Below are 20,931 nucleotides of genomic sequence, written 5' to 3' on the forward strand. Positions count from 1 at the left end.
TCGTTTAAGAAATTGTTACGAAGGCTCGTTAAAAGCGGTAGGTCAGGCCCAGCGTAGAGTAGGTACCGCGGCGGTAGCGGTTGAACGAGGCTTCGTTTTCGATGCCGTTGATTTTGCCGTTGCGGTCAAAGTCGTAGTTCTGGCGCACCAGCTGGTTCAGCAGGTTTTGCACCCCGGCGCGCACTTCGAAGTGCGTACCGATGCCCTTGGTCACGGCCAGGTCCACCACGTGGCGGGGCAGCTCGATGATGGACGGGTTGTTGAGCTTGTCGCCCACGAAGGAGATGCGCGGCCCGATGACGTTGTACTGCGCCGACACCTGCCAGTGGTTGGCGTCGTCCTGATAGAACACCCCGGCGTTCACCACGTAGGGCGACTGCCCTTGCAAAGGCCGGTCGGTGAGGGCAAAGTTTGTGTTGCCGCGGGCGGCGGTGTCCACCTGCACGCGGCTCTTAATCAGCGAGGCGTTCAGGATAAACGAGATGCGCTCCAGAAAGGGGTTTTCGGTGAGCCCCACCAGCGACTTGCGGGCTTCCACTTCCACGCCGAGGTCGTAGGCTTTGGGGGCATTTTGAAAGCCCAGGTACATATCACTGCCGGTTATCGAGGTGGTCATCTGTTCGATAGCGTCGGTGAAATGCTTGTAGAACACCCCCACCGAAATCATCTCCGAACGAGTGGGGTAGAATTCGTAGCGCAGGTCGGCATTATAGATTTTGGCCGTGCGCAACGAGTCATTTCCCGTGATGAAGAAGTTGTTACTGAAATCGTAGTACGTGTACCGGGCCACTTCCCGGAACTCGGGCCGGTTCACCGAAATGCTGCCGCCGGCCCGCAGCAGGTTGCGCTCGTCGAAATTATACGTCGCATTGAGCGACGGCAGCACGAACGTCCGTTTCTCTTCGTAGGGCTTCTTTGAGCCCGGCGAATCCAGGGACTTGCGGTTGTATTCCACGCGCACCCCACCGGTCAGGTTAAACTTGTCCGACAGCGGGGCCACGCCGCCCACGTAGCCGGCAGCCAGGGTGTTTTCGCCGGTGTATCGGTCGAAGTCGTTTGTGTTTTCTTTCAGCACGAAACCCGTGGTGGTGTTCAGGTTTTCGGAGTTGAAAATGGTGGCCAGCGGCTGGCTGCCGATGGCGGGGTCGAAGTTGCGGGCGCGGGTGTAGTTGAAAATCCGGCTGTCGTAGTTGCGCTTCTTCTGCTCGGTGTAGAAGCCCACCCGCAGCTTGTAGAGGTTGGCGCTGAGCGTGTCGCGGCCCGTGAAGCGGTGCTCGGCCTGGCCGCTGGCCATGTAGGTGTTCTCGTTCAGCGTGGCGTAGAAGCGCGAACTGGTTTGGGGCACGCTATTTACTTGTACCTCGAAAGGGGCCGGGTTGAGGTCGCCGGGCTTGCTGGGGTTGTAGGCGCGGGTTTGCTGGTTTTGGCGGTAGTCGGGCTCGCTGCGGTTCACGTAGTTGTAGCCGCCCGCCCAGGTGAGGGTGGTGCGGTTGGCGGGTCCCACCTCGTGGGTGCCGCCCAGCTGGCCCGAGTAAATGCTGCGGCTCTGGTAGTGCAGGCTGTAGTCGTTATGCTCGTTGCCATCCGGTGCTTCGCTGTAGTTGGGGCCGCGGCGGTTCACTACCTCGTCGGTGCCGTACTGGTTGAAAAAGTTGCGGAACTCCAGGCGGTTGCGGTCGTTGAGCCGCACTTGGTAGTTATGAATCACGCCCAGCCGCACCGCCGACAGCGAACGATTGTCCTGATAGCGAAACTGGGGCAGGGGCATCAGGTCCGGAAATTTAGGGTCGTAGAAATCGTAGCGCTGGCGCTCCGACGTGTACTGCTCCTGGGTGTTGGAGTACGAAATGGACGTTACGTTGCTCACGTACACCTTCCCGATTTCAAACTTGCGGTTGATGCCCAACGAAAAGCGCATATCGGGCCGCGAGGTGATGGAGCGCGGCAGAAACTCGTTGCGCAGGCTAGCGCGGCCATCGGCCAGCTGCGGGGCCGTGGTGCTGGTGGTTTCGCGGGTCAGGTTGCTCAGCAGCCCGGGAATGGTACGCTGCCCGTTGTCGAAGCCCAGCAGGTCGGTCGAGCTGTGGTTGGTGCTCAGGAAGCCGTCTTTAAAAGTATTGGTGCTGCGCGCCCAGCCCGAAACGCTCAGCGAAGTGCTGTTTTCCAGCACCGAATTCTTGGTGTACACCTTCACGATGCCACCGCCAAACTCGCCCTGCAGCTCCGGCGAGCCCGACTTGAAAATCAGCACCCGGTCTATCACCGAGCTGGGCAGGATGTCGAACGAGAACGAGCGGGTGTCCGTCTCGGCGCTCGGCGTGAGCGCATCGTTGAGCAGCACCGTGTTGTAGCGCTCGGCCAGGCCGCGAATCACGATGAAGTTGTTGTTTTGGATGGTGACGCCCGGAATGCGCTTCACCACTTCGGCGGCGTCGCGGTCCAGGGTTTTCACGATTTGGTCGTTGCTCATGCCACTCACCACCACTTCGCTTCGGCGCAGGTCCTGAATCAGGGCCACTTCGGTACCGGTCTGCTTCACGCCGGTCACGGTTACTTCGGTCAGGCTGGTAGCGCTTTCCTCCATCAGGCCGTTGAGGGTGGTCGTTGCGCCGCTTTTCACCACGATGCCCGGGAAGGTGAGCGGCTTGTAGCCCACGTAGGTCATCGTGATGTCATAGGTGCCCGGCTCCAGCGGCAGGGTGTAGCTGCCGTCCACGTTCACGGGGGCCGCCTGGATGGTGCCGGTCACCAGCACCGTAGCGCCGATAACGCCCTCGCTGGTCTTTTTATCCGTCACTTTTCCGGATAGTGTCCCCTGCTGACCGAAGGCCAGCATATTCATCCACAACAATAAAAATCCTAGTAGGGCAAAGCGCATACAACGAAAGTTGGTTTTACAGTACAAAAGTACCGGGGCTCTATTATGACAAAATAGCCGGATGATTATGTTATTGTTACTGCCCGTTCCACCTGTTTCCAACACCGACTGGAGGGACTACTTTTGCGGCCTTTTTCAAAATTCGGGTTGGTCCAGTGGCCTCGGAATCATGGGGTTTCGAGGCCACCACCCAGCTGCTGGCAGTGGCTCCGGGCCCGGTTCCCGGCAATGCCGTTCCTTTACAGTGCCAATGAGCAAGGCACCGCCCCGCGCGGCGCGCTGTTCCCCGGCCTCTTGATACCCGTTAATTGATTCCCCGATGCTTCTATCCATGACCGGCTACGGCCAGGCCCACCGCGAAACCGACAGCTACACCGCCACCGTCGAGCTAAAGTCCGTCAACTCCAAAACCTTCGACCTCACGCTACGCCTGCCCCGGTTCCTGCAGGCCCACGAGCTGGAAGTGCGCAACACCGTAGCTAAAGCCCTGCTGCGCGGCAAAATCAACCTGAACCTGGATTTTGCGCGGCCCGTCGTCACCCGCACCGCCACGGCGCTTAACAAGGAAGCCCTCGTGGCGGCCTACCACGAGCTGCTAGCCATTGCCCAAAGCCTGGGCCTCACCACCGGCGAAGACACTTTACTAGCGGCTCTGCGCCTACCCGGCGTTATTCCCAGCGCTTCGGAGGCCCGCGAGGCAGAGCCCCTGGCCGAAGACGTAACCTGGGTAGAACTACAGCCGCTGCTGGCCGAGGCGCTGGCGGCCATGCAGCAGTTCCGGCAAGACGAAGGCCGCACCCTCACCACCGAAATCCTGGGCTACCTGGACACCATCCGGCAGCAGCTGGCTGCCGTAGAGCAGCACGACCCCGCCCGCATCGAGCACGTGCGCCAGCGCCTCACCGCCCACCTGGCCGAGCTCACCGGCCACGAGCAGTTCAATACCACCCGCTTCGAGCAGGAAGTGCTGTACTATATCGAAAAGCTGGATATCGCCGAGGAGAAGGTGCGCCTGGCTGCCCACCTGGCCTACTTCCAGCAGGCCGTGCTGCAGCCCGATGAGGCCGTGGGCAAGAAGCTAGGGTTCCTGGCCCAGGAAATCGGCCGTGAAATCAACACCATCGGCTCCAAGGCCAACGATGCCACCGTGCAACACCTGGTGGTGGGCATGAAAGAAGAGCTGGAAAAAATAAAAGAACAATTAAATAATATCCTCTAGTACCCGGCCAACCACCCGCTCGCCGGCGACTGGAGGATTGCTAATTTTTCAGAATTCTTGGCATGATTTTGCACTATCTGATTAAAATTCGCAATCAAACATCTGCATGCCACTGCTTGACTACGATTTTATATTTGGGTCAATGCTCATAGCTTAATCTTCCCAACTTGCGGAATACTAAGACTTTATTGACTTATTAAGCACTGCTTCTTCGGCAGTATCAAAAAGATTCGCAATATTTGTTGTTCGAAAGTTGGAAAACTAAATATTGTATCTAACTTGGGCTCATCAAGAAGACTTAGTTACCCACCTTTTATCCCCATTAGGCATGAAAACTACATTTTTACTCTGTATCCTGGGACTGTTACTTACGGCAGCACGTCCTGCATCCGAAATTGAACTGATAAAAAAACGCGTGCTCAGCGAGCGGGTGGAAATTCTGATTCCCAAGGGCTTTGAAGTAATGAGCGAGCAGCAGATGGACTTTGCCTACGCCAAAGCCCAGAGCCGCCCCAGCGTCATCTTCACTAACAACAACCTCATCACCCTCGCCTTCAATTACAGCGACAACGATTCGGACCAGGACATGGTCGACATCTACGCCGCCTCGTTTGGCAAGACTTACCACAAGCAGTACAAGGACGCCACCTGGTTCGGCGATGGCGTAAAGAACATCAACAACCGCAAGGTGGGCTACCTCGAATTCATGAAGCCTGAAATGGGCCACGAAGTCTACACGCTGGTGTTCTTCACCGACGTGGAAGGCAAACTGATGATTTGCACCTTCAACTGCGCCGACCGTCAGAAGCCCGAGTGGGAGCCCATTGCCAAGCAAATCATGCTCTCGCTGAAAGCCAAAGGCTAATTAGCACCAGGTAATTAACATTATATTATTTAGTGGTCGGTGGTTGAACGCAGGTTCGGCCACCGACTATTTTTTTGCGACCGGCGCGGCCCCCAGCTCGCCCAGAAAATCGCGCACCAGCCCAAAGGCTCCCGCAAAACCGGCCAGCGACAATGCGGCCGGCTTGTCGTTTACGTCGTGGTAAGCCGGGCTGCCGCCGCGGGTGTACATAAAGAAGGCCGGCACGCCCGCTTCAGAAAAGGGAAAGTGGTCGGAGTTGGCGGCGCGGCCACGGGCCCCCAGGGCGGGCAGGTAATGGTGGGCGTTATTAAGGGCTAGCAGGCGACGGTAGGGCGCTTCAAATACGCGGCCGTTGACGATGGTCGCTCCCTCTTCGCCGGTACCCAGCAGGTCAAGGTTAACCAGGAATTTGATGCTTTTGAGCGGTACCAGCGGGTGCGCCACAAAGTAGCGCGAACCGACCAAACCAGCTTCCTCGGCCCCGAATAGCAGGAACACGACGGAAAAAGCGGGCCAGTTTTCGGGGCGGGCGTAGTGGGCGGCCAGTTCCAGGAGCAAGGCCACGCCGCTGGCATTGTCGTTGGCCCCAGGGAAGTAAGTGCGGCGGCCCATCATGCCCAGGTGGTCGTAGTGAGCCGATACGACGAGGAAGGAATCGGGCTGCGCCGTGCCGCGGATGATAGCTGCGAGGTTCTGGGTTTGGTAGTTGCGCTGGAGCTGGGCGTCTATCGCCATACCGGCCGAGGAAGCAGCTAAACTGGGCTTGTTGCGTTCTGCCGGCTGTAGCATTGGGTGCGGCAACGCTTCGATGCGGATGACAGAGCCGGCTGTGGAAGCCAGCGAAGCGGTGAGCTTGGGTACCACGCTGATGATAGCCGCAGCGGAATCAAGCCGACTGCGAAGCCGGGCGGGCAGACGTGCCGGCTGCTGTACGTAGGGGTCAAGTAGCACGACGCTCCACGGTGTTTTGCGAGTGAATTGCAGAAAATACGCCAGCCGGTCAGGGGTAACAACTGTCGCACTATCCAAGTAGCACAACACTTGGCCAATGGGCAGTTGCCCACCACCTGAATTGGGTGCTGCAATAAAGTCCTGGCCCGCTCGCAGCCGGCTACGGCGTCCAAATTGCGGTACCCGGCTCTGACTAAGCTCCAGCGACATGCTCCCCGGAAACGTATTTACGTCCAGCGTAAATGGCTGTATGTAGTCCGCGGCCAACGGCTCAATTTTCAGTGCTTTAAGCCGGTCGCGCAGATAATTGGCCGCGATACGTTCGCCTTGCTGCACGTAGCCGCGCCCGTACATCTGCGGCGCGGCTAGTCTTTCAATGGTGCGCCGGGCGCGGGGCAGGTCTTGGGCTTGGGCGTTGGGCGTGGCCAGCAGCATTCCCAGCAGCAACAAAGACGCAACGGGCAACTGGTGCGGCTTGTAGCGGGCGGCCCACAGCGTGGCCCCGCCCACCGCCAGCGCCGCCCCAATGGCGTCGCTCAGCAAATCAGTCCAATCACCGTGACGACCCAGGTGCATGGTGTGCTGCAACACCTCAATCAGCCCACCGAACAAGATGCTGGCCAATAGAGCAATTGCTCCGGCGTACCGAGCCAAAAGGGGCCAGCGGGTTTGGCGGCGCAACGAAAACCAGCTCAGCCCCGCCAAAACGACAAACACGCCCGCATGGGCCGCCGTGTCGAAAGACAGCAGCTCCCAAACGGGCGTGATGGGCATATCGGCAGCCGGGGTGAGGGTGAGCACCAGCACCAGGGCCGCCCACAGCAAAGGCAGGGCAGCGTAAGACCGGCGGGGCCGGAGTGGGTGAGGCATAAGCTTCGGCTTGTGCGTGACGAATGGCGCACAAGCCGAAGCTTATGCCTCACCCAGTTAATTATTACGCGCCGACCAGCTCGCCGTAGGCTTCAGCAGTCAGCAGCTCTTTCAGCTCCTCGGGCTTGGCGATGGAGATTTTCACCATCCAGCCGTCGCCGTACGGGTCCGAATTCACGGTTTCGGGAGCATCGGCCAGCTTGTCGTTTATTTCCAGCACGGTGCCGGTTATGGGGCTGAACAGGTCCGAAACCGTTTTTACGGCCTCCACGGTGCCAAACACGGCGTGCTGAGCGACGTCTTTGTCGAGGGTGTCAATGTCGACGTACACGATGTCGCCCAACTCCTTCTGAGCGTGGTCGGTGATACCGATAAAGGCCACGTCGCCTTCGACGCGAATCCATTCATGGTCCTTGGTGTAGTGCAGGGTGGCGGGCAGGTTCATCTTGAAGAAGTTATGAGTTGTGAATGATGAGTTACGAGTTGAGTTGGACCGGTGACCAACTGCGGCGGTACCTCAAAAGTAGAAACGACAAACTTCTCCGCTCCATAATTCTCCATTACTAACCCATAATTCATCACTCCTAACTCATGATTACTACTGCGTGAGGCTGTAGCGGAGCTGCACGCCACCTTCGGACGTAGCGTTACGGAAGGCGTTGCTGATGCGCGGCGTGGTGATGGTCTGGCTGTAGTAGAGCTGCAGGTTGAGGCGGGTATTGAGCAGGTAATCGATGGTGGGGCGCAGCTGGAAGGTTTTCGAGCCGTTGGTAATCTGACCCTGGGCGCGGCCTTCTTTGCCAAGGTCGGTGGGGCTGGTGGGCTCCACCACATCGAGAATACTGCGCTGGATGGTGATGTTGTCGCGGATGCTCAGGTCGAGGCGGGCGGTGAGGTTGTTCTTGAGCACGCGCTGCTCGCCGCCGATGCGGAAGGGCAGCTTGAGGCTGTTGGTGGCATAGCCGAAGCCCACCACGATTTCCTGGGTGTAGAGCTCGGTTACCTGGGCGTTAGTGGTGTTCAGCACCACGGTGCGGTCGGTGCGGTATTCGAGGCGGCCGGTGGCCCGGCTCACAGTCTGGAAATTGATGCCGACGAGCGGCGAAAGGCGCTCGGCAATGCTCACCTGGCCCACCACGTAGTAAGGCAGAAACTGCCGGGTAGCGGAGCTCAGCAGATAGGGCGCACCAGGGTCGGTGAAGTCGGGCTCGCGCTCGTAGTCGGTGGCGGTGGTGTAGCTGCCCACGCTGTAGGTAGAGAGGTAGGCGTGGTTGAAGGTGAAGGACGAGAAGTACTTCTTCACCAAGGGCAGGTCAGAAAAGCCGTTGTAGCTGACGGTCCAGTTGGGCAGCGGCAGCATGGCAAACGGGTCGAACTTCTTGGCCTTGTACCCGTCCGACGACCGGCCGTGATAGGCGTCGACGAAGCTCTGCACCAGCACTTCCTGCGAGTTGAAGCCGTAGCTGCCTCTGGGGCCGCTGGGGGTAGGGCTGCCGAGGTTACCAGGGTTGCTGGGGTTGGTGTTGGCCGCTGTCAGGCTCTGGCGCACGAAGCTGCGGTTTTTCACGAATTGCTCGAAGGCCCGCGACGTTTCGCCGTTGGCCCCGAGGTCGCCAAACAGGGTTTGAATGGTGATGGTCGAGGTCTGGAACGAGCCGGTGCCCAGCAGCCGCGGCGGGGCCAGCAGGAAGCGGCCCGGCCGGAGCGGGTCCGGGGTTATTGTCAAGGAGTCCTTGTCGAGCAGGTTGCGGTAGTAAACTTCCCGGTTGCGAGCCAGCTGCTGGCGGGCATCCACCTGAATGTTGAAGCCCCGGAACGGCTCCAGGGCCGTACGCAGCGTGATGGTTTGGGTGAGCAGCGAGCTCAGCGGCGTGTTCAGGTATTCGCTGCTGTTGGTGTACCAGCCGTTGTCGATGGCCCGGTTGTAGAGGCCGGCCAGCTCGGGCTGCTCACCCAGAATGAACGGCAGGCCGGGGGCCGACAGGTCGTGGTCGAGGCCGAAAATATTGGTTTTGGGCAGGTAGCCGGGTAGCAGCGTACCCTGAGAGCGGATGTAGGTAAAGTTGAGCGAGCGGGCCGTCATCAGCGAGCGGAGCACGGCTTTCACGAAGCGGTTCTTTTCGCGGGTGGTGTCGGTGGCGGCAGCGGCTTGCGGGCGACCAGTTTCCTCGCCGATGCGGTTGGGGTTCGTGAGGTCGGCGCGGGGCCGGGCATTCGGAGCCGGGGCGTTGTTAATGATGTTGAGAAACTTCACCTTGTTGTACAGCTTCACCAGGTCGATGCGGCCGTTGGCGCTGATTTCCCGGTTGTTCTGAATGGTGTTGCCCAGCTTGATTTCGTTGGTGAGGGTATCCCGCGCCTCATTGCCTATGGGCACCGGGAAGCGCGGAGCCCGCAACGACACCGACGAAGCCTGCCAGGTGTAATTGGCCGCGTACCGGGTATCGGCACTCAGCCAGTCGGTGAGTGGAAATTTGTCGAGCGGCAGCCGGTAGGTCAGGGCTGCCACTTGGTTGAAATTGACAGTCCGGCCGCCCTGCAACAGGTTTTTGCGGAGCAGGTCGCGGTTATCCAGGGCCTCGCGGCTGTCGCCGATGGTCCGGCCACGGCCTTCGTCCACCACGCCACGGTTGGTGGCGGTGTAGTCGAAAATCAGGCTTTTGGTCAGGTCCCACTTCAAGTCGTAAATCCGGCTGATGTAGAAGGATTTCTGCACCACCGGCAGGCCGGCCAGCGTGGGCACGGTGCCCGGCTCCCGCACCCGCTGCAGGAACCGCTCGTTGTAGCGCCGGTCAATGTCGGTGCGGAACGAGAAGCGCGAAGGCAGCGGCGTGAAGTTCAACTCCTGGAAAATCTTCAGGTACGGATTGTCCAGGGCCTTGAACTTGCTCAGCGGCGTGTAGTTCTTGGGCGTGGTCTGGTACACGTAGGCCACGGCGGCGGTGTACGACTTGGTGTAGTCGCGGTCGGTGCGGATGTCGGTGTGCAGGCGGTCGGTGAGGGAATAGCTCACGGCCACGTTCTCAATGTCCCAGGGCTTGGCCGTGCGGGGCGGAGCGCCGGGCTTGGGCGTGCCGCGCTCCTTGCGCACGTTCAGCACCGCGATGCTGCGGCTGGTGGTCTGGTCGATAACCTTGTTGCGGTACCCGGTTTGGGCCGTCACATCGGTTTCGCCGGCCGCATTCTTAAACTTCTCCAGGCTCTGCTTCAGCTTGGTGTCGGGGTCGAGGGGGTCGTAGAGGGGCGAGCGGCTTTCGTGGCCCAGCTGCAGCAGCACGGGCACGCGCAGGTTCATCTGCGGGGGCAAGAACTTCTCCAGGGCCACGGTGGCGTTGAGGTCGCCGCGGAACACGTCGTCAATCGAGCGCTGCTGCACCTTGTCCTGCAGGCCGCCAAAGCCCACGCTGGTGTAGCTGCCGGTGGCCGTGATATTGGCGATATCGGCCATCTTCACATTGAGACGAGCCGTGGCGGCGTAGCCGGCCTGCTGCTCAAAGTCGAACACCCGCAGCTCATCGGCCCACAAGCTCACGGTTTTGGCGCTGGTACTGGGGTCCGAACCGTCGGTGACAGGGTTGAGAATGCCCAGCATCACGCCCTGCACCGCCGAAAAGTCGGGGTTGCCGACCACCGTGATGGTGGCCCCGCTGGGCAAGGTTTTGATGTAGGGCACCAGGTAATTGATGGGGCTGCGCTTGTTGCGCTCGGCCTTGGCATCAATGAAATCCTGAAACGAAACGTCGAGCCGATTGGCATCGGGCCACACCTGGTTCACGCCGGTGTCACCAGCGCGGGTCAAAATCAGCGGCAGCGAGTACTGGTAGTAATTCTGGGTATAGTCGGTGCCGATGCGCAGAAAGGCCTGCACGTCGCCGTTCATGGTAGTGGGGTCGTCGCTATCACCGTGCAGAAATAGGCGCAGGCGCTTGTAGCGCAGCATGTTGATGGTAATATTCTTGTAGGCAGCCTTGGCGTAGCCATCGCGCAGGTTGGTCACCGACAGGCGCAGGCTCTGCTCGTTTTGCAGGCGCGAGGTGCTGCTGCTGCCGTATTCCTGGTCGCGCAGAATGCCGGGGGGCGACACGTAGGGGATTTTACCCGTGCCGGAGGCGACGGCTAGGCCGTTTTCCTCCACGCTCACCGTCGAAATATTAAAGGCGTCGGCATCGGTCAGCTGGCCGATAACGGTGCCCAGGCGCGGGTCGGTGATGCTGGGCAGGAAGCGGCGCCACTGGTTGGCCACGAACTGCGGCTGCACCAGGCGCACCACCACGGGCTGCTCCCAGCCGGTCATGTACATGCGCAGGAAGCGGATGTTCTTGAAGCCGAACTCCTGGGTGGTGCCGCGCAGCCGGTAGCCTTCCCGAATCGGAATGCGGAACTGGTACCACGTCACTTCGTCGCCGCTGGTGCGCTGGTCCTTGTTCGTCACCTTATCGATGATGAAGTTCTGGCCCACTTGCAGCGCACCGGGCGTGGCCCCGAGGCGCAGGCGGTACTCGTAGTAGCGCTCCACTTCCTGCACCACGTTGTCGCGGTTCAGGTCCTCCTTATCGGGAAAGGCCGTGGAGCTGAGTTGGCTGTTTTCGGCCGAGTTACCCTCGTAGCCGTTGTAATTCTTGTAGCGGCCCAGAATCTTGGCGTTGGTCTGCCCATAGCTCGCATCGAGGTGGTGGCGGAAGTCATCGGCCGAAGGGTCGGGCAGGTTCGCGAAGGCGGGACCATAGCCGTTGGACCGGGCGGCCTGTACCCGCTCGGCGTCGTTGTTCACGCCGTCGAGGCCCACGTCCTGGGCCGTGCGTGCGCCGGGAGCAGCATTGAAGGCATCGGTGAGGAACTGCTGGCGCGTGACTAGGCCATACGGCGTGCGGCGGGTCTGGCCCGTGCTGTCGGTGCCGGGCACGGGCAGGCCGTTCTCAAACTCGTGCTGGTTGTTGTCCTTCAGGGCGTCCTCGCTCACGTTGCCGAGGTTGATGATGAGGTCGCCGCCCGTGGTGTTGGGCTGGTTGTTGCCGTCGGAATCGAAGACGTTACCTCGGTCCGTAGTGGTTTTGATGAACGGGTCCATCATCCAGAATTCCAGGTACTCGATGTTGGCGTTGTCGAAGTCGGTATCGAAGGTGATGGCCCGGCTGATGCCGCCAAACTTGTCCTGGGGCCGCTCGGTACCCGTGAATTTCTTGCCCGCCGCGTCGATTCTCGGGTTGTAGTTGTACGGCCCCCGCTCGCCCGGGAAGTAGGCCATGTCGAAGGTGTATTCGTAGCCGTTGCCGGTCGCGCCCAAGTCCTTATTCGGGAATACCTCGTCGCGCTTCACGCCGCGGGTGTAGTGGTTCGTCAGGTCGGCCGCGCCAATGTTGCCCGGCACGCTGGGGCCGCCGGTGTAGTAGCTCTGGTCCACGGTGTACCAGGCCAGCTTAGCGCGCTGGTAGTTGTAGCCCAGGCCCACGGCCGTACTACCCCCGATGGGCAGCGGCGTGGAGGCCAGCCGCCAGGCCGGAATAGACGCCAGCCCGCCCAGCGTGTAGGGCGTGCGGGCATTTTCAAAGTCGTCGATGTACGACACGCCGTCCTCGCCGTTGCCCAGCCGCGAGCGGCCCGGCAGCAGCCTAGCAAACTCCCCGCTGAAAGCAATGGTCGAAATCTCCTTCGTCGAGACGAAGGGCAGCATGTCGAGGTACTTGGTCAGCACCCGGCTGTCTTTCCGAATGCTGCCGTCGAGGCCCACGATGGTGTTGTTGCCCGGCTCATCGCCAATGTTGACGCGGTTGATACCGGGGGCCTGCCGCTCCAGCAGGCTCAGGGCCGTGCCGCCGATGGTCACGTCACTGTTCAGCTTGTAGTCGAGGCGCACGCCCACCATCCGGCGGGGCTGCACCTGCACCAGGGCGTTTTTTTCAAACTCCACCCGCAGCTCGTTGGCCGAGTTGAGGTAGGCCGGATTGAGGATTTTTACCTTGGCCTGGTCGTAGAACACCTGGTAGTCCACGCCCTCCGTGAGCAGCGTCGAGCCCGAGCGCACCCGCACCGAGCCCTGCGCAATGCCGATGCCCGGCAAGCTGATTTCGTCGGACCCGGCCCCGCCCTGAAAGCGCCCGCGCAGAAAAAACTTGTCCTTTTCCTGGCGCTGCTGGGCGTCGCTCTGAGTCTGGTCATACAGCTCCGAGTACACATACTTGGCTATCAAATCCGGTTCGCCCGCGAGCTGGCTTTGCAGGAAAGAGCCAAACGGCTGCACGGTCGGAAAAATGATTTTGCCCAATTCCGGGTCAATCGTCACGCCGGGGAAATAGTCAAAGTTGCCGTCCGGGTTGCGGTCGTTGTTGGGATTCACGCGGTCCAGGCCCAGCACCTCAATCAGCGGCCGGTTGTTGATTTTAGCGCCTTCCTTCAGCGAAATCAAGTCGACGCCCGTCTCGTCGTCCTTATAAATAATCTGGAGCTGAAAGTTGTCGCGCTGCAGCTGCGAGGCGTTCAGGGGATAGATGTTTTTCATCATCAAATCCCAGGTCGGCGTGTTGCGGGTGAGCAGATTAAGGTTCTGCGGATTGGTACTCGGCTCGGCCACGCCCACGCCGGGGTTGCTGGCGCGCAGCATCTTCAAAAAAATCACCTGTTCGGGGCTCACCGAACCGTAGTTGTCCGAGGTTTCGCCCACGGTGTAGGTCTGGCCGTTGAACAGGTACTGGAAGCTCACGCCCAGCACCTGGTCGGGCAGCAGGGCCGTGTTCAGCGAAACGTAGCCCAGCTGGGCATTGTAGGTGTACTCGCGCGGGTCGAGCTTGCGGGCCCGCACCCGCTCAAAGTCCACGTTCTTGGTCAGGCCCTGCTCGTTTTGCAGCAGGCCGTCAATACTCCGGTTTTCGCGGGCGGTAGGGCCCGTGAGCAGACCATACAGCCGGTTGGCAGAGTTCTGCGCCGGGGTCTGGGAATTGGGGGCACCGTTGCGGTACTTGCCCTGGTATAGGCGCAGCGGCTCACCGATATCCATCAGCGTCACTACGTTCCGCAGGTTTTCGGTGGTACGGTTGTCGTTGGTCACGTACACCTCCAGGCGCGTAATGGCCACACCGTCGTTCTGGATGGTGGGCAGGTTGCGCAACGCCCGGTCGTACTTATCGCGAAAAAACTGCGACAGGAAAAAGTGCCGGTCCCGCTCGTACTGGCTGGCCTTGATTTCGTATTGCCGGCTCTGGGCCCCGTTCTGAATGCGTACCTCGTCGGCGGTGCCGCGCACGGTGGCGGCCACGGCCGTCACGCCCAGCTTGCCAAACTGCAGCTGGGTTTTGATGCCGAACAGGTTTTGCCCACCCTGCACCAGGGAGTTGGTGAGCGGCAGGCTCACGTTGCCCAAATCCACTTTCCGGATGATGTCGGTTTCCTCGCCGGCGTAGTCGAACCTCATCTGGTTGTCGAAGTCGAACGAGGCCTTAGTGTCATAGTTGAACACCAGCTTGAGCTTGGTGCCAATCTGCCCGGTGAGGTTGACGTTGATGTTCTGCTCGAACAAAAAGTCGCCCACGCTCTGCTGGCGCAGGGTCAGGGCCGGGTTTTCGTTGCGATTAAACCGCCCGCCAAACTTGAGCGTGACCGAGCCCGCCGGCCGAATATCCACGTAGCTGCCCCCGAAAATGCGGTTGGCAATGGGTCCGAGGTAAATCTTGGGAATCAGGCGCTGGGCCTGGGGCGTGCCCGCCGCCGCGGCCGGCCCCGTAATGCCGCCCTTGGCCTTGTCGCGGTAGTAGTTCCGAATGCCTTCGCGCCGCTGAAACTCCTCGTACTCCTTGTAGCTGAGCACGCTCGGGTCGCGGTAGTCGATTTCGGCCCCCACTTTTTCGCGCACATCAAACTGGGTCAGGCTGTCGTCCACGACCACGTTCAGCTTCACGTTTTTGGGCAGCGGCAGAATCAGCGGCGACTCGCGGCGCTTATTCCCAAACGGGCTGCCGGGCCGGTCCTGAGCGCGCACCCGCGGGCGGCGACTGGCCTTGTAAGGGCCGGTGGTATCCACCACCGCGCCCACGGGCCGGGGGGTATCGGTGGCCAGGGCGCGGCTCATGCGCAGCCACGCGCCGGGCAGGCGTGCGCCCGCTACCGGTGCGGCCTGAGCCCACCACGCCAGCAACGACGCAACCACAACAACCGACGCGGGGAGAAACTTCTGACCGGATTTCAAGCAGGATAACTGAATAGTGGCACGGACCAGGGGCCCGTGTCAGGCTCGGCATTTCAATAAGACAGCAAGTCAACCGAGGCAGTCTTTGCGACGACACAAATTGATAAAATTCACGCTATGACTCAGTGCGACTTCAAAGCAAATTTAATCAATTCCTCCACGCTCAGCTCCCCGCCGTGTTTGTGCTGAATCTGGTCCAGCAGCTTCTCGGCGGCGGCCCGCGCAAAGCCCAGGGTAACCAGGGCCTGCAACGCTTCGGCGCGCCGCGTATTGTGCTGGCGGGCCAGGGGCACGGTGTCCACGCCGGCCTTGGCCAGCATCTCGTCTTTGCGCAGCTTGTCCTGCAAGTCCAGAATCACGCGGGCCGCCGTTTTCGGCCCCACGCCCTTGATGCTCTGAATGGCGCGCACGTTGCCGCTCACGATGGCCTCGCGGATTTCGCCCACGCTCATGCTGCTCACCATCACAATGCCCGTGCCCGGCCCAATGCCCGACACCGAAATCAGGAGCATAAACAACGCCTTCTCGCTGGGGTCGAGGAAGCCGTACAGCGTCTGCCCGTCCTCTTTGATGTGCTGATAGGTGTAGATTTTGGTGGCCGCGCCCTCGGCCGGGAGCTTCGAGTAGGTGGCCAGCGAAATCCGAACTTCGTAGCCCACCCCCAGCATGTCCATTATCGCCAGGGTGGCGTCTTTATAAGCAAGTTTACCGTCGAGATAGGCAATCATAAACTAGGGCAAGGGGGCAAGAAAAGAGCGTTGCAGTGGGAGCAGTGTAACGCCACATCCGGTTTTTTATCTCCCAAATTTACTGGCTTTTCGGCCAAAATTTTTGGGTAAAATAAAGAAGTTGTGAATCAGTAGATAAGCCGTAAAAAAGCACGTCATGCTGAGCGCAGTCGAAGCATCTCTACTGCGCCAGTAGTATGAGTCACTAATGCGGGAGAGATGCTTCGACTGCGCGGACGCCAGATGGGCATGACGTGCTTTGATTTGTGGCCGCTGCTAAAGCGCCTTGCTGCCCAGCTGCGCATCCACTACCGCGATGGCGGCCATGTTCACGATGTCGCGTACCGAAGCGCCCAGCTGCAGAATGTGCACCGGCTTGCGCATGCCCATCAGCACCGGCCCGATTACCTCGGCCCCGCCGATTTCCTGGAGCACTTTGTAGGCGATGTTGCCCGACTCCACGTTGGGGAAAATGAGGGTGTTGGCCCCTTTCTCGGCCAGCGGCGAGAAGCCGTAATGTTCCTGCAGCAACCGGGGGCTCAAGGCCACATTGGCCTGCATCTCCCCGTCAATCAGCAGGTCGGGGAAGCGGGCTTTGGCCAGCTCGGTAGCGCGGCGGGTTTTTTCGGGCAGCGGCCCGGGGTTCGAGCCAAAGTTGGAATAGCTGATGACGGCCATGCGTGGCTCCGCGTCGAAGAAGCGCACGGCGCGGGCCGTGAGGCCGATAATTTCCACCATTTCTTCGGCCGTGGGGTCGATATTCACCGTGGTGTCGGCGAAGAAGTACGGGCCCTTTTTGTGCTGAATGATGTACATCGACGACACGCGCTTCACGCCATCTTCCGTACCGATAACCTGCAGTGAAGGGATAATGCTCTTGCCGTAGTCCTTGGTGAGGCCCGTAATGCAGGCATCGGCTTCGCCGGTTTCCACCATCATGGCGGCGTAGTAGTTGCGCTCGCGCATCAGGCGGCGGCCCTCGTAAATCGTCATGCCGCGGCGCTGGCGCTTCTCGTAAAGCAGGGCCGCGTACTCGTCGCGCTTGGCATCCTGCTTGAGAATATTGATGATTTCACAGCCTTCCAGGTCGAGGCTGTTTTCGCGGGCCAGGGCTTCGATTTTCTCCTGCGGCCCCAGCAAAATCGGCGTGCAAATGCCCTCGTCGTGCAGAATCTGGGCCGCTTTGAGAATCTTGTAGGTGTCGGCTTCGGCAAATACCACGCGCTTGGGGTTGGCCCGCGCCGCGGAGGTGATGCGGTTCATCAGCTTCTGGTTCACGCCGAGGCGGGCCCGCAGCTGGTCCTCGTAGGCCGCCCAGTCCTCGATGGGCAGGCGGGCTACGCCGCTTTCCATCGCCGCTTTGGCCACCGCCGGACTGATGGTGGTAATCAGGCGCGGGTCCAGCGGCTTGGGAATGAGGTAAGTGCGGCCAAAAGTCAACGTATTATCGCCGTAGGCCTTGTTCACCATTTCGGGCACGGGCTCCTTGCTCAGCTGGGCCAGGGCGTGCACGGCGGCCAGCTTCATGGCTTCGTTAATTTCGGTGGCGCGCACATCCAACGCCCCCCGGAAAATGTAGGGGAAGCCCAGTACGTTGTTCACTTGGTTGGGGTGGTCCGACCGGCCCGTAGCCATGATAATGTCGTCGCGGGTGGCCATGGCCAGCTGATAGCTCACCTCCGGGTCGGGGTTGGCCAGGGCGAATACGATGGGGTTATCGGCCATGAGCAGCAGCAGCCCGGCGGGCAGCACGTTGGCCGCCGACAGGCCCAGGAACACGTCGGCGCCCTTCATGGCTTCCTCCAGCGTGGTCACGGCGCGGCCGGTGGCAAACTGCATCTGAATGGGGTCCAGGCTGGTGCGCTGAGCATTGATAATGCCGTCTTTGTCAAAGACTACCACGTTTTCGCGGGTCAGGCCCAGAGCCAGGTACAGGCGCAGGCACGATACGGCCGCCGCGCCCGCTCCGCTCACCACCAGCTTAATTTCACCGATTTTCTTACCCACCACTTCCAGCGCGTTCAGCAGCGCGGCCGATGTGATGATGGCCGTGCCGTGCTGGTCGTCGTGCATCAGCGGGATGTTCATCTTCTCCCGCAGCTCGGTTTCGATGCGGAAGCACTCCGGGGCCTTGATGTCCTCCAGGTTGATGCCGCCAAACGTGGGCTCCAGCGCCTTCACAATCCGGATAAACTCGTCCGGGTCGGTGGCATCAATCTCAATGTCAAAGCAGTCGATGCCCGCGAATTTCTTAAACAGCACGCCCTTGCCTTCCATCACCGGCTTGCTGGCCGCGGGCCCGATGTTGCCCAGCCCCAGCACCGCCGTCCCGTTGCTAATAACGGCCACCAGGTTGCCCTTGGCGGTGTATTTATACACGTCGTCGGGGTTGGCGGCAATGGCTTTGCAGGGCTCGGCCACGCCCGGCGAGTAAGCCAGCGCGAGGTCGAGCTGGGTGCTCATGGGCTTGGTGGGCACCACTTCCAGCTTACCAGCGGGCTCTTGTGAATGGTAGTTTAGGGCGTCCTGTTTGTTGATTTTGAGCATAGGAATTCGAAGCAGGGAAACGGCGCGGCGCGGGTGGCCTTGGGTCCGCAAGGTCCGGCTATTTCCGCCGAAAGTAATGAACTGGGCTGATTTTGGCACCAAAAAGCCCCATACCGAAGTGGCACGGGGCTTTTTGGCAAACTAATAACGCAGGTTATTTCCTCAAAAGTGCAGTCGATTTAGGCTCGTGCTACTTGCTCGGACCCGGTAGCAGCCTTGCCTTAGCCCTGCGGCACCAGCAGCTTCTGGCCCAGCTTCACGTCATCGGAAGTAAGGTGGTTGAGCTCACGCAGCACCTGCACCGTCACGCCGAAGCGTTGCGAGATATTAAACAGCGTATCGCCGCGCTGCACCCTGTGCACCTGCGGCAGCAAGGCCTTACGCTCCGGCGCGGAGCGAGCGGGGACCGCCGCCGTGGCTTTAGAGACCGGGCTTTTCGGCTGCCGCCGAGGCGATGCCGGGCCGGCATCGCTGGTGGCCGGAGCGCGCAGCACCAGCCGCTGGCCGGGCGTCACGGTTTCGGCTTCCAGCCCGTTCCAACTCATCAGTTGCGCTACCGTCAGGTTGTGCTCGCGGGCCAGCTTGGTGAGGTAGTCGCCTTTGCGCACGGTGTAGGTTGCCGCATTGCTTTCGGGGGCAGTGGCAACGGCCTCGGGCGTTTCCTCAGCCGGCTCCGCGGCGGCGGTGGCTTTGGCCTCGCTGCGCCGGGCCTCGGTAACTACGGCGGCCTGCACCTGTACCAAGCGGCGAGCAGCGGTACGAGCCTGGCCCTCGGCCACCGCTTGCTGAATAGCCTGGCGCTGCCGCATGCCAACCAACCGGGCTTCCTGCAGCTTCTCCTGCCGCACAATATCCTGGAGGCGGGTTACCTCACGGGCGTTAGCCGCCGCCTGCTCACGGCGGGCGGCTACTTCCTCCGTCGAAACAACCGGACGCGGAGCCGCTGCAATCATCGGCAAAACCTCCGTCGCCACTGCCACGGGAGCGCGACGCGGCGCGGCGGCCGGCAGCGGCACAAACACGACCAACTCGCGACCAGGCTTGAGGGGCCGGCCTTTGGGCAGCTCGTTCCAGCGGCGCAGCTGGGCCGGGCTCACCTCGAACCGTTCGGCCAAACTAGCCAGCGTTTCGCCCCGCTTCACCTTGTGCGGCACTCGCCGGAAACGTGGAGCGGCAGATTCTTCCCTGGCGCGGGGGCCTTCAGTAGCGGCCAGTACCGATTGGCTCACCCACGGCTCCACGCCCTCCAGGCGGGGCGGCAGCGTGGCCAGGGCCTGCGGCAAAGCCGCGGTGGGCTGGCAATATTCCAGCAAGGTGGTCCTGTCTACATCACCCAGATGCACGGCGGCGGCCGCCGGAAACCGCACCACGTAGGGCCGATAGCCGGCCGGCAGCGCCGCCCGCCGCAGCTCGGGGTTGAAGCGGGTGAGGTATAATGAATCTTCGTAGCCGCAAGCGCGGCTCAGGCGGCGCAGGTCGAAGGCGTAGCCGCGCACGTTTAGGGTATCCATGGGCTCGGCGTACTGGTAGCGCAGGCTGGGCGTGCGCAGGCCGTGGGCCTCGGCGTACTTCATGCTGTACATGATGGCCGTAAACGTGGGCACGTAGTTGCGCGTCTCGGCCGGCATGTGCGGGTACAGGTCCCAGAACGTCTTTTTGCCCGTGCGGCGTATCATCCGCTGCACGCTGCCCGCGCCCCAGTTGTAGGCCGCCAGCACCAGCTCCCAGTCGTGAAAGATGCCGTAGAGGTAGCGTAAGTGCTTGCAGGCGGCCTCAGTGGCTTTTTCGGGAGCCATGCGCTCGTCAATCCACTCATCGCGCTGCAGGCGCAGGTCGCCGGCGGTGGGACCCATAAACTGCCAGAGGCCGGTAGCGCCCACTGGTGATTTAGCCGTTGGAATCAAGGCCGACTCTACCACCGCCAAATATTTCAGGTCGGTAGGCAGGTTGTATTTGGCCAGGTATTTTTCGAAGATGGGGAAGTAGAAATTCTCGCGCTCCAGCACGCGCTGCAAATAGCTGCGGTTGCGGGCCGTGAACAACGTCACGTAGGCCATCACCGAATTGTTGAACGTATGCGGCACGTCGGTTTCAAAGCAGCCCACCCGGTCGCACACCAAATCGCGGATGGTGGGCGGGGTCCGCAGCCACTCCAGGCGCGCCGAGTCGACGGCCGGCACAGGCACGGCCACCAAGGAATCGGGCTGCAATTCGAGCCGCACCCGCACGGTGTCGCCCAGCAGGGCCGGCAGGGCGGCTTTGGGGCGGCCCACGGTATCGGATGACATTACCTGTTGGGCTTTGCCTTCGGTCGTCTGCATCAGCAGCCAAGGCAGCGCCAGAACCAGCCACAGCTGGCCCCGACGGGAAGTTTTCACTTGCTTAATCCCTTGCTTCATAGCACTAAGATAGGGCAGAGGTAAACAACTTGTGTAGGTGATACCTTTCGTTTTTTGACGAAGTGGATGAGCGCAAGCGCTGTTCAGCGCTAAATTATTTTTTAGCAACGAAGCAAGTCCGTGGCTTGGTACGCGGGCCGCTCCACGGTTTGCAAGTGCGGCGATGTGGTGGCGGGTTATAATTTTGAGGATAAAGGCGAAGGAACCGTCTTGCTCAGATTCGTTGGAAAATTCCCTTTACATGAACTGTGTTAAAAATTAAGGGGTGAGGGTGAGTTTTGAGCTAAAATCAGCTTGA

At 60.7% G+C, this 20,931-nt stretch carries 9 protein-coding genes; 2 read left to right on the forward strand and 7 right to left on the reverse strand.

The window, feature by feature from the left end; genetic code table 11:
* Positions 1 to 28 precede the first annotated feature (28 nt).
* On the reverse strand, positions 29 to 2,878 hold the full coding sequence (locus tag IEW17_RS14015; RefSeq protein WP_188562679.1) for a TonB-dependent receptor: 2,850 nt from the start codon (positions 2,876 to 2,878) through the stop codon (positions 29 to 31).
* 319 nt (positions 2,879 to 3,197) lie between these two features.
* Between IEW17_RS14015 and IEW17_RS14020 the strand changes: the two genes are divergently transcribed.
* Both IEW17_RS14020 and IEW17_RS14025 read left to right on the forward strand, forming a co-directional pair.
* The gene (locus IEW17_RS14020; RefSeq protein ID WP_188562680.1) at positions 3,198 to 4,097 is read left to right on the forward strand and encodes a YicC/YloC family endoribonuclease; all 900 of its coding nucleotides are present in this window, start codon (positions 3,198 to 3,200) and stop codon (positions 4,095 to 4,097) included.
* A gap of 328 nt (positions 4,098 to 4,425) precedes the next feature.
* Entirely contained in the window at positions 4,426 to 4,962 is a 537-nt protein-coding gene (locus tag IEW17_RS14025; RefSeq protein WP_188562681.1) for a hypothetical protein, read from the forward strand.
* Between the two features lie 66 nt (positions 4,963 to 5,028).
* On the opposite strand, the gene IEW17_RS14030 is transcribed toward IEW17_RS14025, so the two are convergent.
* The 6 genes from IEW17_RS14030 to IEW17_RS14055 form a co-directional block, all read right to left on the reverse strand.
* Positions 5,029 to 6,783 (reverse strand): VanZ family protein, encoded by a 1,755-nt coding sequence (locus tag IEW17_RS14030; protein WP_188562682.1) that lies wholly within the window; start codon positions 6,781 to 6,783, stop codon positions 5,029 to 5,031.
* Between the two features lie 64 nt (positions 6,784 to 6,847).
* Positions 6,848 to 7,228: a glycine cleavage system protein GcvH gene (gcvH, locus tag IEW17_RS14035; RefSeq protein WP_188562683.1), complete on the reverse strand. Its 381-nt coding sequence runs from the start codon at positions 7,226 to 7,228 to the stop codon at positions 6,848 to 6,850.
* Between the two features lie 153 nt (positions 7,229 to 7,381).
* A complete protein-coding gene (gene sov / locus IEW17_RS14040) occupies positions 7,382 to 14,959 on the reverse strand; it encodes a T9SS outer membrane translocon Sov/SprA (RefSeq protein ID WP_229749005.1) in 7,578 nt (2,525 codons plus the stop codon).
* Between the two features lie 122 nt (positions 14,960 to 15,081).
* Positions 15,082 to 15,687 carry a Holliday junction branch migration protein RuvA gene (gene ruvA, locus IEW17_RS14045; protein WP_188562684.1) on the reverse strand — a complete coding sequence of 202 codons (606 nt, stop codon included), beginning with the start codon at positions 15,685 to 15,687 and terminating at the stop codon, positions 15,082 to 15,084.
* A gap of 276 nt (positions 15,688 to 15,963) precedes the next feature.
* On the reverse strand, positions 15,964 to 18,234 hold the full coding sequence (locus tag IEW17_RS14050; protein WP_188562685.1) for an NADP-dependent malic enzyme: 2,271 nt from the start codon (positions 18,232 to 18,234) through the stop codon (positions 15,964 to 15,966).
* A 221-nt stretch (positions 18,235 to 18,455) separates the two neighbouring features.
* Positions 18,456 to 20,633 carry a LysM peptidoglycan-binding domain-containing protein gene (locus IEW17_RS14055; RefSeq protein WP_188562686.1) on the reverse strand — a complete coding sequence of 726 codons (2,178 nt, stop codon included), beginning with the start codon at positions 20,631 to 20,633 and terminating at the stop codon, positions 18,456 to 18,458.
* Positions 20,634 to 20,931: the final 298 nt, after the last annotated feature.

This window comes from Hymenobacter frigidus (genome assembly GCF_014640435.1).
GTDB classification, from domain to species: Bacteria; Bacteroidota; Bacteroidia; order Cytophagales; family Hymenobacteraceae; genus Hymenobacter; species Hymenobacter frigidus.

What these genes read in the sequence shown, in the direction of transcription:
- IEW17_RS14055 (WP_188562686.1), bottom strand. Translation starts at nt 20,633, where the DNA reads ATGAAGCAAGGGATTAAGCAAGTGAAAACTTCCCGTCGGGGCCAGCTG.
- ruvA (WP_188562684.1), bottom strand. Translation starts at nt 15,687, where the DNA reads ATGATTGCCTATCTCGACGGTAAACTTGCTTATAAAGACGCCACCCTG.
- gcvH (WP_188562683.1), bottom strand. Translation starts at nt 7,228, where the DNA reads ATGAACCTGCCCGCCACCCTGCACTACACCAAGGACCATGAATGGATT.
- IEW17_RS14030 (WP_188562682.1), bottom strand. Translation starts at nt 6,783, where the DNA reads ATGCCTCACCCACTCCGGCCCCGCCGGTCTTACGCTGCCCTGCCTTTG.
- IEW17_RS14025 (WP_188562681.1), top strand. Translation starts at nt 4,426, where the DNA reads ATGAAAACTACATTTTTACTCTGTATCCTGGGACTGTTACTTACGGCA.
- IEW17_RS14015 (WP_188562679.1), bottom strand. Translation starts at nt 2,878, where the DNA reads ATGCGCTTTGCCCTACTAGGATTTTTATTGTTGTGGATGAATATGCTG.
- IEW17_RS14050 (WP_188562685.1), bottom strand. Translation starts at nt 18,234, where the DNA reads ATGCTCAAAATCAACAAACAGGACGCCCTAAACTACCATTCACAAGAG.
- IEW17_RS14020 (WP_188562680.1), top strand. Translation starts at nt 3,198, where the DNA reads ATGCTTCTATCCATGACCGGCTACGGCCAGGCCCACCGCGAAACCGAC.